Annotated in this window: 10 protein-coding genes and 2 pseudogenes; 2 read left to right on the top strand and 10 right to left on the bottom strand. The window is 63.8% G+C overall.

The genetic code is table 11. The annotated features are described in order from the left end of the window. Positions 1–12: 12 nt before the first annotated feature. Positions 13–2,667, top strand: a complete 2,655-nt coding sequence (locus ABIF91_RS33380) for a cation-translocating P-type ATPase (RefSeq protein WP_284282878.1) — start codon at positions 13–15, stop codon at positions 2,665–2,667. Positions 2,668–2,843: 176 nt separating this feature from the next. Here the strand turns inward: ABIF91_RS33380 and dctA are convergent. Together dctA and ABIF91_RS33370 are read right to left on the bottom strand one after the other, a co-directional pair. Next, positions 2,844–4,229: pseudogene (gene dctA / locus ABIF91_RS33375) on the bottom strand (C4-dicarboxylate transporter DctA). Between the two features lie 53 nt (positions 4,230–4,282). Further along, on the bottom strand, positions 4,283–5,356 hold the full coding sequence (locus ABIF91_RS33370; RefSeq protein WP_035674982.1) for a 4-oxalomesaconate tautomerase: 1,074 nt from the start codon (positions 5,354–5,356) through the stop codon (positions 4,283–4,285). Between the two features lie 116 nt (positions 5,357–5,472). Between ABIF91_RS33370 and ABIF91_RS33365 the strand changes: the two genes are divergently transcribed. Next, positions 5,473–6,405, top strand: coding sequence for a LysR family transcriptional regulator (locus ABIF91_RS33365; RefSeq protein WP_028180526.1), 933 nt, complete (start codon positions 5,473–5,475; stop codon positions 6,403–6,405). 144 nt (positions 6,406–6,549) lie between these two features. On the opposite strand, the gene ABIF91_RS33360 is transcribed toward ABIF91_RS33365, so the two are convergent. From ABIF91_RS33360 to ABIF91_RS33325, 8 genes and pseudogenes are all read right to left on the bottom strand, one after another. Continuing rightward, positions 6,550–7,488: an acetamidase/formamidase family protein gene (locus ABIF91_RS33360; protein ID WP_028180527.1), complete on the bottom strand. Its 939-nt coding sequence runs from the start codon at positions 7,486–7,488 to the stop codon at positions 6,550–6,552. Between the two features lie 31 nt (positions 7,489–7,519). Next, positions 7,520–8,218: an ATP-binding cassette domain-containing protein gene (locus ABIF91_RS33355; protein ID WP_028180528.1), complete on the bottom strand. Its 699-nt coding sequence runs from the start codon at positions 8,216–8,218 to the stop codon at positions 7,520–7,522. Beyond that, on the bottom strand, positions 8,215–8,940 hold the full coding sequence (locus ABIF91_RS33350; protein WP_028180529.1) for an ABC transporter ATP-binding protein: 726 nt from the start codon (positions 8,938–8,940) through the stop codon (positions 8,215–8,217). Before ABIF91_RS33350 ends, ABIF91_RS33355 begins: the two co-directional genes overlap by 4 nt. A gap of 79 nt (positions 8,941–9,019) precedes the next feature. Beyond that, positions 9,020–9,949: pseudogene (gene urtC, locus ABIF91_RS33345) on the bottom strand (urea ABC transporter permease subunit UrtC); the annotation flags it as partial. Between the two features lie 77 nt (positions 9,950–10,026). After that, a complete protein-coding gene (locus ABIF91_RS33340; RefSeq protein ID WP_283805410.1) occupies positions 10,027–10,287 on the bottom strand; it encodes an ABC transporter permease subunit in 261 nt (86 codons plus the stop codon). 18 nt (positions 10,288–10,305) lie between these two features. Further along, complete coding sequence (locus ABIF91_RS33335) at positions 10,306–11,370, bottom strand: IS630-like element ISRj1 family transposase (protein WP_424579622.1); 1,065 nt, start codon at positions 11,368–11,370, stop codon at positions 10,306–10,308. A 19-nt stretch (positions 11,371–11,389) separates the two neighbouring features. After that, a complete protein-coding gene (locus ABIF91_RS33330; protein WP_051394071.1) occupies positions 11,390–12,616 on the bottom strand; it encodes an ABC transporter permease subunit in 1,227 nt (408 codons plus the stop codon). Next, positions 12,600–12,806: a hypothetical protein gene (locus ABIF91_RS33325; RefSeq protein WP_424579621.1), complete on the bottom strand. Its 207-nt coding sequence runs from the start codon at positions 12,804–12,806 to the stop codon at positions 12,600–12,602. Before ABIF91_RS33325 ends, ABIF91_RS33330 begins: the two co-directional genes overlap by 17 nt. Positions 12,807–12,812: the final 6 nt, after the last annotated feature.

Below are 12,812 nucleotides of genomic sequence, written 5' to 3'. Positions count from 1 at the left end.
GGCGCAGGTCTGATGCCGAAAAGCGATTTGATGCATGAAGTTGGACTGACACCAGCGACCGCGCATTCGTTGCCGGCGAGCGAGATCCTTCGCGCGCTTCAAGTCGAGCCCGAGCAAGGCCTCGCGGAACATGACGCGACGGAGCGCCGCATCCGCTTCGGTTCAAACGCGATCGCTGCAAGGAAGCGGATCAGCGCCCTGACCATACTTCTTCACCAGCTGCAGACCCCGGTGGTCTACCTGCTGGCGGCAGCCGCTGCGCTCGCCTTCTGGTTCGGCGAACTCGCGGAAGGCGTGGCGATCGTCGCGGTTCTTGCGCTCAATACCCTCATCGGTTTCGTAACCGAAATCAGGGCAGCACGATCGATCGAGGCACTGCGCGCGCTTGGCCGGACATCGGCTCGCGTGCGACGCGACGGTCACACGCGCGTGCTCCCGGCCGAGGACCTCGTACCCGGCGACATGCTCCTCGTCGAGGCGGGCGACGCGATCTCGGCTGACCTGCGCATCGTGGAAGCCTCGCGGCTTGCAGCCGACGAGTCGACCCTGACAGGCGAGTCGGTGCCGGTCGACAAGTCGCCCGAGCCGGCTGCCGAAGATGCGCGGATCGCCGAGCGCACATCGATGCTGTTCAAGGGCACGGCCGTGACGCGCGGCAGCGGCCTTGGCGTCGTCGTCGCGACGGGCTCCCGGACGGAACTCGGCCGGATCTCTCACCTCGTCGAAAAAGCGGAGCCCGAGAGCTCACCGGTTGAACGCAGGCTCGCACGGTTGTCCGGGCAGCTCGTTTGGGCGGTCGGGCTTCTGACCGTTGTGATCGCGGCGGTTGGAATGGCCAAGGGACAAGATGCTTTCCTGGTTGTGGAATCGTCGATCGCGCTCGCTGTGGCCGCCATTCCCGAGGGCCTGCCGATTGTGGCCACCCTCGCGCTTGCCCGCGGGATGTGGCGCATGGCCCGCCAGAATGCACTTCTGGAGCGGCTCTCCGCGGTCGAGACATTGGGCGCGACCACAGTGATCCTGACCGACAAGACCGGCACGCTCACCGAGAACCGGATGGCGGTGCGGCGGTTGTGGGTCGAATCCGGCGAAGTCGAAAAGGCCGGCGTGGAGGAGCTTGCCGGCGATGCGCTGCTCCAGCGGCTGCTGCATACAATGGTACTTTGCAACGAGGCCTCGCTTGGCCATGGGGGAGTAGCCCATAGCGGTGATCCCATGGAAGTGGCGCTGCTGCAGGCTGGCCGGGCGGCAGGTTTGAATCGCGGCGAGCTGCTGCGCGGCTTTCCGATCGTGGCCAAGCACGCCTTCGACAACGAAAGCAAGATGATGGCGACCGTGCACCAGCGCGGCGACGCGTATTTCTATGCCGTGAAGGGTGCACCGGAGCATGTGATCGCGGCGTGCACCGGCATACTCACCGAGAACGGCGAGACGACACTGGACGAAGCCGCGCGCCGTCTATGGAGCGGGCGGATTGCCGAGCTCGGACAGCACGGCCTGCGCGTGCTCGCCTGCGCGACCAAACTGGCGACATCGGCAGATGCTCAGCCCTATGGCGAGCTGATATTCGTGGGCCTCGTTGGCCTGGAAGATCCTGCGCGCGCCGACGTTCCGCAGGCGATCCGCGATTGCCGTCATGCCGGCATCCGCGTCGTCATGGTGACGGGCGATCATGCCGTCACGGCCCGCAGCATAGGCCGTGCGATCGGGCTCGAGGCTGACCATGTGGCAGAAGGCCGCCATGTCGAGCATCTCATCGAAAAGCATCCGCAGGAGCTGAAGCGCGTTGGCATCTTCGCCCGCGTCAGCCCGGCGGAGAAACTTGCGATCGTACGCGCGTATCAGGCGTCCGGTGATATCGTCGCGATGACCGGGGATGGCGTGAACGATGCACCGGCGTTGAAGCAGGCCGACATCGGCGTGGCCATGGGCCTGCGCGGAACGGACGTCGCGCGCCAGGCGGCAGCGATGATCCTGCTCGACGACGCCTTTCCGACGATCGTCAAGGCGGTTCGGGAAGGCAGAATCATCTTCGGCAATATCCGTCGGGCCGCCGCTTACCTTCTGTCCTGCAACATCAGCGAGGTCCTGGTTGTTGGGATCGCGATCGCGGCGGCACTGCCCCTGCCGATCCTGCCGCTGCAGATCCTGTACTTAAATCTCGTGACCGACGTATTCCCCGCGTTCGCACTGGCAATGGGCGAGGGAGAACGCGATATTCTCGAGCGGCCGCCGCGCCATCCGCAGGAGCCGATCCTCGGTCGTCGGCAATGGACAACGATCGTGCTGCAGAGCATTCCGCTGGCGGGCGGAACTTTCGCGGCGCTTGGGCTGGCGCTTTCGGCCGGCTGGACCGGCGAGGCAGTGGTCACCACCACATTCCTGACGATCGCATTCGCGCAACTCTGGCACGTTTTCGACATGCGCAGCAGCCGCTCGGGTGTCGTCGCCAACGAGGTCACGCGCAATCCATGGATCTGGGCCGCCGTCGGCCTCTGCGGCGCTCTGCTCGCCGTTCCTCCCTACTGGCCGCTGATGGCGGAGGTCTTGCACGTCACCTCCCCGACGGCGGCGATGTGGGCCGTCATCATGGGCTGCAGCCTGGCGCCATCGCTGCTCATTCAGGTCGGCCGCGCCATCATCGCGCTTGCCAATCGAGATCACTAAATCGCCGCCGCCAGTCGCGCCTGCAATGTTCTCCGCGAGCGCCGCCGCGCGGCCCTTTGGACCCGGAGCAACGGGATCGGGATGGAGCGGGTGAAGGGAACCGAACCCTCGTATTCAGCTTGGAAGTCGTGGAAATTCCCAGCGCGTTCAAGCCCTATTCCGGTATTTTGCAGCCTTCAAGCGGCCGATTGCGTTGTCGGCATCCAGCTCTTGTCCTCCTGCACCGCTGCTGCCGCGGCAATCTTGGATCCGGCTGCGGATTCGGGAGTGTTGGCATGTCCCAGTTCACGGGCCAGCACCTCGCGGTCACAGGCGTTCTCCCACAGCGAAACGGTGATGGCAGCGACACAGTTGCTGATCATGCTGGTCAGTGCCCGCGCCTCTGACATAAAACGGTCGATACCGACGAGCAGCGCCACGCCGGTCACGGGCAGGTCCGGCATGACGGAGAGGGTCGCGACAAGCGCCACGAAGCCGCTACCGGTGACGCCGGCCGCCCCTTTGGACGTCAGCAACATCAATCCGAGCATCGCCGCAATCTGCCCCCAAGACAGATGAATGTCGCAGGCCTGGGCGATGAAGATGGACGCCAGGGTGAGATAAATGGCGCTGCCGTCCAGATTGAAAGAGTAACCCATCGGCAGCACAAGCCCCGACACGCCTTTCCGGCACCCGAGTTGCTCCAGTTTGCGCAACGCGCCAGGCAGCGCCGGCTCCGACGATGACGTGCCGAGCACGATCAGCAGCTCTTCCTTGAAATAGCGGATGGTCTTCAACAGGCTGAAGCCATTCAGCCGCGCCAGCGTCCCAAGCACGACGACCACGAAGACGGAGCAGGCGATATAGAACGTCAGGATCAGCAGTCCGAGTGAGCCAATCGAACGGATGCCATAGCGGCCCACCGTGAACGCCATAGCGCCAAAGGCGCCGAGCGGGGCAAGTTTCATGACGAAACCGAAAGCCACAAACAGCACGTGAGAGAACGAGGTGACGGCCTTGGTCACCACCACACCGTCATCACCGGCGCGGCTCAGCCCAAAGGCGATGAGGATGGAGACCAGCAGGACCGGCAGCACTTCGCCATCGGCAAACGCGCCAAAGAACGAATGCGGGATGATGTGCAGCATGAAATCCGCAAATCCGCTCGCACCAGCCTGCTTGGTGAATTTCGCGGCCACCGACGGATCGAGCGTATTGACGGACACATGCATGCCCACGCCAGGCTGGATCAGCGACACCGCGATCAGCCCGGCCAGCAGGGCGAGCACGGTCAGCAGGTAGAACAGCGTCATGGATTTCACCAGTGTGCGGCCGACCTCGCGGGAATCACTGATGCTGTTGATGCCGCTGACGATGGTGCAGAATACGATCGGCGCGATCATCATCTTGACGAGCTTGACGAAGCCGTCTCCCAGGGGCTTCAGCGCGGCACCAAATTCAGGCTAGAGATGGCCGGTCAAGACACCCAGCACGAGGCCAATCAGCACCTGGATGTAAAGGATCCGATAGAATGGCTTTCGCGCCTCGATGCGCACAGACCCGGCCAGCGCTTGCGTGTGCATTCTCGTTTCTCCCATGGCTTTGATTTTTCTTGATGGATGAAGGCGGACCGAGTTCAAGCCGCCAGGATTGAATAAGGCACGTGCGCTCGCCGCGCGAAAACGTGACCCTGGAAAATTCGGCGGGCGGTCCGCTGCACCCGGGCCACCGGGCCGGGCTCCAGCCGAACCACGAGCTCGCCGGAGGGATGGGCGAGCGTGATCGGCACCGGCGGCGCCAGTGGTCCGACCATCTCCGCCGCGATCGTACCTGACGTCACACAGGCCGTCGCGATCGCAACTGCGCCGGTCACCGCCAGCGCGCTATGGCAGTCGTGCGGCATGAAGTACCGCGTGTTCAACGTCGCTTCCGTCGCGGGAGCAATCAGGACCGGTTTCGGAATCACCATGGCCGCGGAATTCGGAAAGCCCATCCGACGTCCGGCCTGGACGCGCAGGCTTTCGAGCCGCGCGCGGAAGCCGCTGTCGGCGAACTCCAAAGCTGCCTCGCGGCCGGTCCATCCCAAATCCACCGCGCGGACCAGCATAACGGGCATGGCCGCGTCGATGCAGCTGACATCGATCCCTTCGATACGGTCAACCGGTCGTCCTGTCGGCAGGAGGCGGCCGGTGCGTGCGCCGGCCGCGTTGGGGAACGACAGTTCGATGGGCGCGGCCGTTCCCGGCACCCCGTCGATCCGCGCCTCGCCCTCATAGGTCACCTTCCCCCCAGGGGTGGAAACCGTGGCGTCGATCAGCTTGCCGGTGTTGACATTGTGGATGCGGACCTGGGTGCAACCTGCGGCAGCGGCGACCAGACCGGCTTCGATCGCGAACGGACCCACCGCTGCCAGCATATTCCCACAGTTCGGCGACGTATCGACGATCCCTTCGCGCACCCTGACCTGAGCGAAAAGGTAGTCGACATCGGCGCAGGGCACCGATGCCGGTCCGATGATCGCGACCTTGTTGATGACGGCATTGCCGCCGCCGATTCCATCGATGCCCAGATCGTGCCCGCCCCCCATCACCGACAACAGGACCGCATCGCGCGCCCTGGGATCGGCCGGGAGATCGCTGGCCAGGAAAAACGGCCCGCGCGAGGTACCGCCGCGCATGACCACACAGGGAATGGCAATCTGATCGTTCATTGGAGCTTTCCGTTCGGCGACATCTCGTGCGAACAGAGCATGGGCTCTTGCAACTCTTCTGTAAAATGCAAATATCTGAACTATTAATGCGTCATACGACATAATGGGAGCCAGCCATGAACGCAGAACTGCTCGACCTCAAGGCGTTCATTACCGTCGCGGAGACTGGAAGCTTTGTCCGCACCGCCAAGGCGCTGAACCTGTCGCAACCGGCGCTCAGCCGACGCATTCAGAAGCTGGAAGAAAGCCTCGGTGCGCCGTTGCTCGAACGCTCGACGCGTCACGTCAATCTCACCATGACCGGCCGCGACTTTCTGCCGAAGGTGCGCCGTCTCATCGACGAGTTCGAGACCTCGGTGCTCGCCATCCATGATATCGGCGCGCGAAGTTCAGGCCTGGTCTCGGTGGCTGCGGTGCCGACGGCGGTGTTTTATTTCCTGCCGCGTGCGATCGGCCGTTTTGCCGAGGCGTATCCGCGCATTCGCATCCGGGTTCTGGACATCGGGGCCAATGAGGGATTGGAAGCGGTCGCTCGCGGAGAAGCCGACTTCGGCATCAATTTCATCGGTGCTTCGCATGCCGAAATCGAATTCGAGAAACTGGTTGAAGATCCGTTCGTCCTGGCCTGCCGCCACGACCATCCGTTGGCATCGCGTAAACAGGTAAGCTGGTCGGAGATCGTGTCGCACCGGGTTATCACCGTCGGTCGCAACAGTGGCAACCGCGCGTTGATCGACAACGCGCTGGCGCGACACGGCCTGCAACTGAACTGGTCCTATGAAGTTGCTCACCTCTCCGGCTCGCTCGGTCTCGTCGAAGCGGGACTGGGCATCGCCGTACTGCCGAGGCTCGCGACGCCGGCCGCCGGCCATCCGATCATTCACACCATTCGGTTGACCGAGCCGGAGGTGTCGCGGACGATCGGAATCGTGCGCAGGCGCGGGTCGACGCTATCCCCTCATGCCAGCCAGTTACTCAAGATGCTCCTCGAGGCATGGCGCTCTCCTTCACGGGCGACCAGTCGAGACAGGCCGCGGCGGCGCTCCTAAGGCTTCAATCGCTCCAGGAAAGCCGCCTCGGGCAAGAAGCAGGAGCGGAAAACCTTGTTGCAACAATCACGACATGCGCGATGCATCACCTCTGGCTGCACTGCACGAGCGACCGGGTTCGCCGGATTGCTTGTCCGTTGGCTCTCAGAGATACGCCTTCGGCAGCAGCATGTGAATGCCTTTGTTGCCGTCGACGAGTTGCGTGACGCGCAGATTGCCGACCAATGAGCATAGCATGTAGGCTTGGTTGCGCGACAGGTTGGTACGGTCGCAGACGTGCTTGACCATCTCGCGAACCGCCTGCCTGGCAGCGTCGTCGAGATCTTCGTCGAGGCCGATCGACATCAGGTGCGTGGGGCTTTCCGCGAACGGCCAGGTCAGGTCCATGTCCTTGCGAACCGTCAGCCTGAAAGTGCCGGTAACGCCGGTTTCCAGCGCGGTGATGCAGACTTCGCCATCGCCCTGGACGCCATGGCCATCTCCGGCGAAGAACAGCGCGCCCTCATTGAACACCGGCAGATACAAGGTCGTGCCGGCACGCAGTTCCTTGTTGTCCATGTTGCCCCCAAAGACGCGCGGCACCGGCGATCCGCACCGGCCCCAGGCCGGCGGCGGCGCGGTGGCGATGATACCGAAGAACGGATCGAGCGGGATCTCCGTTCCCCACGGCATGATGCAGACATTGCGGTCGTGATCGACCTTGGGATGAATGGTCTCATACTCGGTGAACTCGTCCGGCAACGTACCGAGCAACGGCAGGATCGACACAAATCCCCAGTCTTGGCGCACCTTGACGCTGAGGATGTCGACCTGCAGCACGTCGCCAGGCTTGGCACCCTTCACGTGCACCGGGCCGGTGATGAAATGCGGGCCCGGCCCCTGTAGCATGGTGTCGAGCGCGTTCAGATAGTCCGCTGGCACGATACTGCGGTCTTCCGGTAGCGTTTCCCTGCCCCCAGCCGGAAACGAATGCAACGTCACGGTATCACCAGAGGCGACCTCGAGCACTGGCGGCGTGGCGCTGTCGAGATAGCCCCACACCATGTTTTCGGGCGTCGCTGGAATTTCGTGGCGGCGGGACATCGCATGGCTCCGTTGGGATGTTGAACAGGGATCAGATCGAGATATGGCGGGCAAGTGTTTCGCGGCTGGTACAATCGATGCGACCGGCTTCGGCGACGCTGCCGCGCGAGAGCACCACGAAGGAGTCGGCGAGGCTGACGGCAAAATCGAGATACTGCTCAACCAGCAGCAGCGACATCCGACCCTTGAACGCGGCCAGCACGTCGCGGATCATCGCGACCAAATTGGGTTGGATGCCTTCGGTCGGCTCGTCGAGGATCAGCAGGCCCGGCTTGGTCACTAGCGCCCGCACGATCGCGAGTTGTTGCTGCTGGCCGCCGGACAGCGCGCCCCCGGGTCGTCGCCACATCTGGCCAAGCACCGGAAAGAGCCCGATCGCCTCGTCCATAGACGGGGTTCCGAACGTACCATGGGCGCGCGCCGCGGCCTCAATGTTCTCGCCGACCGTCAACTCCGGAAAGATTTCGCGGCCCTGCGGCACATAGGCGAGGCCGGCAGTGGAGCGGCGATGCGACGACCAGCCGGTAATGTCGGTGTCGTCGACAAGGATTTTACCACGCGTCACCGGCAGCACACCCATCAGGCATTTCAGCAGCGTGGTCTTACCGGCGCCGTTGCGGCCGAGCACGGCAAGGCATTCGCCCGGAGCAATTTCGAAATCGACGCGGCGCAGCACCTGCGCGCTGCCATAGTGTTGGTCGAGACTTTCGACGCGGAAGCGCATCGTCATCGCCCCAGATAGACGTCGACGACCCGCGCATCGGCGCGGGCGTCTTGCATCGAGCCTTCGAACAGCGTCCTCCCCTCGTGCAACACGGTGACGCGATCCGCGATTTGCTCAACGAAGTCCATGTCGTGTTCGACCACAACGATGGCGCGATCGGGACGTCGAAGCTTGCGGACCAGCGCGACGGTGCGCTCGGTCTCCTCGTCGGTGAGGCCCGCGACGGGCTCGTCCAGCATCAACACCTTGGGTTGGGAGGCCAGCACCATGCCGATCTCCAGCCACTGCTTCTGGCCGTGCGCCAGTTCGGACGCTGAGCGAAGCGCCAGATCGGCAAGCCCGATCTCCACCAGCACGTCGTCGATGCGCCTTGCGAGAGCGTCAGGCGACAGCGTACGCCGCAGCCCGCCTTGCGCGCCGATCGCGATATGCTGACGCACATCGAGCCCCTCGAAAATGCTCGGCTTCTGGAATTTGCGGCGCACGCCGGCGCGTGCGATCTCGGATTCGCTCGTCCGGGTGATGTCGATCGCATCGTCGAATACCACCCGCCCCTGCTTGGCCCGCGTGATGCCGGAGACGACGTCGAGCATGGTGGTTTTGCCGGCGCCGTTCGGACCGATCACGGCGCGCACTTCGCCGAAATCGATCGCCAGCGACAGGGCGTCGATGGCACGGAAGCTGCCGAACTCCACCGTGACATCGTCGATCAGCAGCGCCGCCGCCATCAGGCAGCTCCAGTTCGGAGGCCAAACGCTTGGCACCCATTGGCCGCGTCAGCTTCCACTTGGCGAGATCGATCAGCCCGTTGGGAAATACGAGCACGACCAGGACTATCAGGCCAGACAAGATGAATGGCCACAATTCCGGCGCCGCTGCGGACAGCCAGAATTTCAGCGCGTTGACCGACACGGCGCCGATCACCGCGCCGATCAGATGTCCGCGTCCGCCGATCGCGACCCATACGGCGATTTCCAACGACAATTCGGGCGACAGCAGCCGCGGATTGATGATGCCGACCTGCGGTACGTAGAGCATACCGGCAAGGGTGGCGATCAGCGCCGACAGGCACCACACCGCAAGCTTGAGCCGTAGCGTCTCGTAGCCCAGTGTTCGCAGCCGCACCTCGTCGTCCCGCGTCGCGATCATCAGCATGCCGAAACTGCTGCCGAGCAACAGCCGGCAGCCAAGCAGGACCATGGCCAGCAGCAGCACAGAGACCACCGCCATCGCGATCACCACACCGCTGCCGCCGATCGGCCAGCCGAACAGCACCGAAAAGCCGGTCATGCCGTTGTTGCCTCCGAACCCGGTATCGTTGCGGAACATCAGCAGCATGGCGACATAGACCAGCGCCTGGGTGATGATCGCGAAATACACGCCGTCGACCCGCGAGCGAAACGACACGTAGCCGAACACGCCAGAGATCAGAAGCGTCATTACCGCCGCGAACAGCAACGCGTAGGGGAAGAAGCCGAGCCCGGCCCAGTAGAACGGATAGCTCGACCAGCCCATGAACTGCATGAAGTCCGGCACCCGGCCGGTGACTTCGCTCGAATGCTTGAGCAGATGCATCGCCACGACGTAGCCGCCGATGCTGAAGAACAGTCCGTGGCCGAGCGACAGGATGCCGAGATAGCCCCAGATCAGGTCGAGCGCGAGCGCCAGCACGGCGAAAGCCGCGAGCTGCCCGATGGCGTTCGCGAGATAGGCCGAAATGCCGAACGGCGCGACCATCGACACGGCGAGCAGCGCGGCGACCGTCAGCACGACGGCGAGCAGGATCTGAAACGGGCGATCGGATGCCAGCGGCTTCATTTGCGGCGGCCCTTGACGGCGAACAGCCCTTCCGGTCGCCATTGCAGAAAGGCGATGATCATCAGCAGCACGATGACCTTGGCTGCGACCGCGCCCCACAGCGGCTCGATCAGCACGTTGACCTGGCCGATGCCGAGAGCCGCCACCACGGTACCGACGATGGTGCCGACGCCGCCGAGCACCACCACCATGAAACTGTCGATGATGAAGTTCTGCCCCATCTGCGGATTGACGCTGTAGATCGGCGCCAGCGCCAGGCCCGCTAGTACCCGGAATCAGAGCTGAGTGATACGGCGGCCTTTGAAACGGCGTTGACGGACCTTTTTCTTGGTCCAGACGAAGGGCTCGGCTCTGTCGTTGTATGCGTTGACGTAGGCATCGATGTGTTCCTGAAGCTGCTTGAGGCTCGTGAAGGAGGTGCCGCTGAGCGACTGCCCCTGCAAGATGGAAAACCATACTTCGACCTGATTGAGCGATGACGCACTTGTCGGCGTGAAATGAAATTGCACGTTGGGGTGGGCCTTGAGCCAGTCCTCGTTCTTTTTATGGGTGTTGAGGTTGTCGAGGATGACGTGAAGCTTGCGGTTCGGAAAAGCCGCGGTGACGCTGTTCATGAAATCGAGAAACTCGACGCGGCGCCGGCGTTTTGAATGGGTCGCGATGATCTTTCCGGTGGCGACTTCGAGCGCCGCAAACAATGTTGTGGTGCCATGCCGCTTGTAATCGTGGCTTTGGCCGGTCAAGGCGCGGCCATTGGGCAACTTCAGATAACCCTGCGCTCGCTCCAAAGCCTGGATCGAGGGCTTCTCGTCCACGCACAGCACAATGGCCTTCGCCGGCGGCGCGACATAGAGGCCGACAACATCGGCGGCTTTGGCCGTAAAGTTCGGGTCGTTGCTCTCGCACCAGGACTTGCGAGCCACCAGGTCAATCTTGTGGCTGCGCAGGAACCGCCAGACATATTGGACATCGACATCGCCCAGCGCCTCGGCCAGCAGGGGGCCGGTCCAGCGCGCAAACCCTTGCGGTGGCGGCTTATCCAGCAGCTTCAGAATCCGCTTGTCGGTCGTCTTCGTATAGATCGGCTGCTTGCCAGGCCGCGGCTTGTCTTGCAGCCCTTCAAGGCCATGGTCGGCATAGCGATGCCGCCAAAGGCTGACAATCCGCGGCTGGACCCCAACTTCCTTGGCGATCGACCGGGTGCTGCGCCCATCCGCCGCCAACAGAACTATCCGCGCCCGCTTCAAATCGCGCTGCAACGTCACCGGTGAGCGACAGCACGCCTCAAGCACCTTGCGATCTTTCCTCGAAAGGTGGACTTCTCTTGCTTCGGGTATCATCCCGACCTTGAATCACGACTCACGTTCCAAGAAAAGTGGGTACTAGCCCGGCAAGCCCCGAGCCCAGCCCGAACGCCAGCATGTCGACACGGCGGACCGGAATGCCGATGCAGCCCGCCATGGTGCGGTTCTGCGTCACAGCGCGAATGTTGAGGCCGAGCGGCGTCAGCCGGATAAGGCTCCAGGTCAGCCCCAACGTGATCGCCGCGAAGGCGATCGCGAACATCCGGTTCCACGTGAAGATGAAATCGCCGATCACCGGCACGCCACCAGTGACGTAGAAAGGCGTGACAAAGTTCAGATTCTGCATGCCGAACGTCACTCGGACGATATTGATCAGGAACAGGCTGACCGCCCAGGTCGCCAGAAGGCTCATCAACGGCCGGCGATACAGATGCCGCAGCAGAGCCGCTTCGAGCGCGATGCCGATCGCGGCGGTGACCAGGAACGCGACGGGAGCGGCGATGATCAGGTAGTATTCGATCAGCGCCGGCGCGAACCGCTGCAGCGCCTCCTGTACCAGCCAGGTGGCGTAGGCACCGATCATGATCAGCTCGCCTTGCGCCAGGTTGATCACGCCCATCAGGCCGAAGATGACCGCGAGTCCGATCGCCGCCATGAACAGGATGCTGGCGAAGCTCAGGCCGTTGTACAGCGTCGCCAGCACGTCACCGATCTTGATGCCGCGCTCGATCCTTCTGACCGCCGCGTCGACCGCAGCTTTGAACGCGGGATCCGCGGCATAGGCCGGATCCTTGGTCAGAGGACCGACCTTGGCGAGCGCGCGCCGGTCCGGGGGCGCGGCGATGCGCTGCAATGCTACGATGCGCTTCGCCGGGTCGGCGGAATTGAGCGCCGCGGCTTCCGCAACCGCGCTGATCTGCCCCCTCAGCACCGGATCGCTTTCCTCCGCGGCCGCGGACTCGAACAGGAGTTCCGGCAGAGTTGCGGCCTGCCGCTCCAGCGTGCGAAGGGCCGCCGCGCGCCGTCCCGGGTCGGACGAGCTACGTAGCGCCAGTGCCGCATCGGCCATCTCGAACACGCCGCGGTTCTTGAGGCTGAGCAAGGGCGATCGAGCGCTCGCAGCAGCGATGCGCAGCGCGCCGCTGAGTACATCCCGGCCGCCATCGGCGGTCGTCATCACTGCGCCCTCGCCGTCGCATGCCAGCTTGCGGTCCACCATCGCCCGCGCGATGGGCGCGGCCCAGTCGCGATCGGCCGCGGGGCCCTCAGCGGCGATGCCCATCAAGAAGCGACCCGCCCTCGCCGACCGCAGCCGCATCGCCGCACAGCCGGCTGATCAGCCCCGCGCGATCCAGCTCGGCGGCCGTGGACGAGCCGGCGGCCGCGAACAGGGACAACAGAATGAGAAGCAAACGTCGCATCAAGTCCGCCGATTTCTGCCGGCCCGATCCGGCCGGCAGTCGCTCGCCCATCGCATC

Source organism: Bradyrhizobium sp. USDA 241 (assembly GCF_049739505.1).
Lineage (GTDB): Bacteria > Pseudomonadota > Alphaproteobacteria > Rhizobiales > Xanthobacteraceae > Bradyrhizobium > Bradyrhizobium liaoningense.
The sequence above is the reverse complement of the archived record's forward strand: the minus strand, read 5'-3'. Positions and strand labels throughout refer to the sequence as shown.

What these genes read in the sequence shown, in the direction of transcription:
- ABIF91_RS33380 (WP_284282878.1), top strand. Translation starts at nt 13, where the DNA reads ATGCCGAAAAGCGATTTGATGCATGAAGTTGGACTGACACCAGCGACC.
- ABIF91_RS33335 (WP_424579622.1), bottom strand. Translation starts at nt 11,370, where the DNA reads ATGATACCCGAAGCAAGAGAAGTCCACCTTTCGAGGAAAGATCGCAAG.
- ABIF91_RS33360 (WP_028180527.1), bottom strand. Translation starts at nt 7,488, where the DNA reads ATGTCCCGCCGCCACGAAATTCCAGCGACGCCCGAAAACATGGTGTGG.
- ABIF91_RS33350 (WP_028180529.1), bottom strand. Translation starts at nt 8,940, where the DNA reads ATGGCGGCGGCGCTGCTGATCGACGATGTCACGGTGGAGTTCGGCAGC.
- ABIF91_RS33330 (WP_051394071.1), bottom strand. Translation starts at nt 12,616, where the DNA reads ATGGGCATCGCCGCTGAGGGCCCCGCGGCCGATCGCGACTGGGCCGCG.
- ABIF91_RS33370 (WP_035674982.1), bottom strand. Translation starts at nt 5,356, where the DNA reads ATGAACGATCAGATTGCCATTCCCTGTGTGGTCATGCGCGGCGGTACC.
- ABIF91_RS33325 (WP_424579621.1), bottom strand. Translation starts at nt 12,806, where the DNA reads ATGGGCGAGCGACTGCCGGCCGGATCGGGCCGGCAGAAATCGGCGGAC.
- ABIF91_RS33355 (WP_028180528.1), bottom strand. Translation starts at nt 8,218, where the DNA reads ATGACGATGCGCTTCCGCGTCGAAAGTCTCGACCAACACTATGGCAGC.
- ABIF91_RS33365 (WP_028180526.1), top strand. Translation starts at nt 5,473, where the DNA reads ATGAACGCAGAACTGCTCGACCTCAAGGCGTTCATTACCGTCGCGGAG.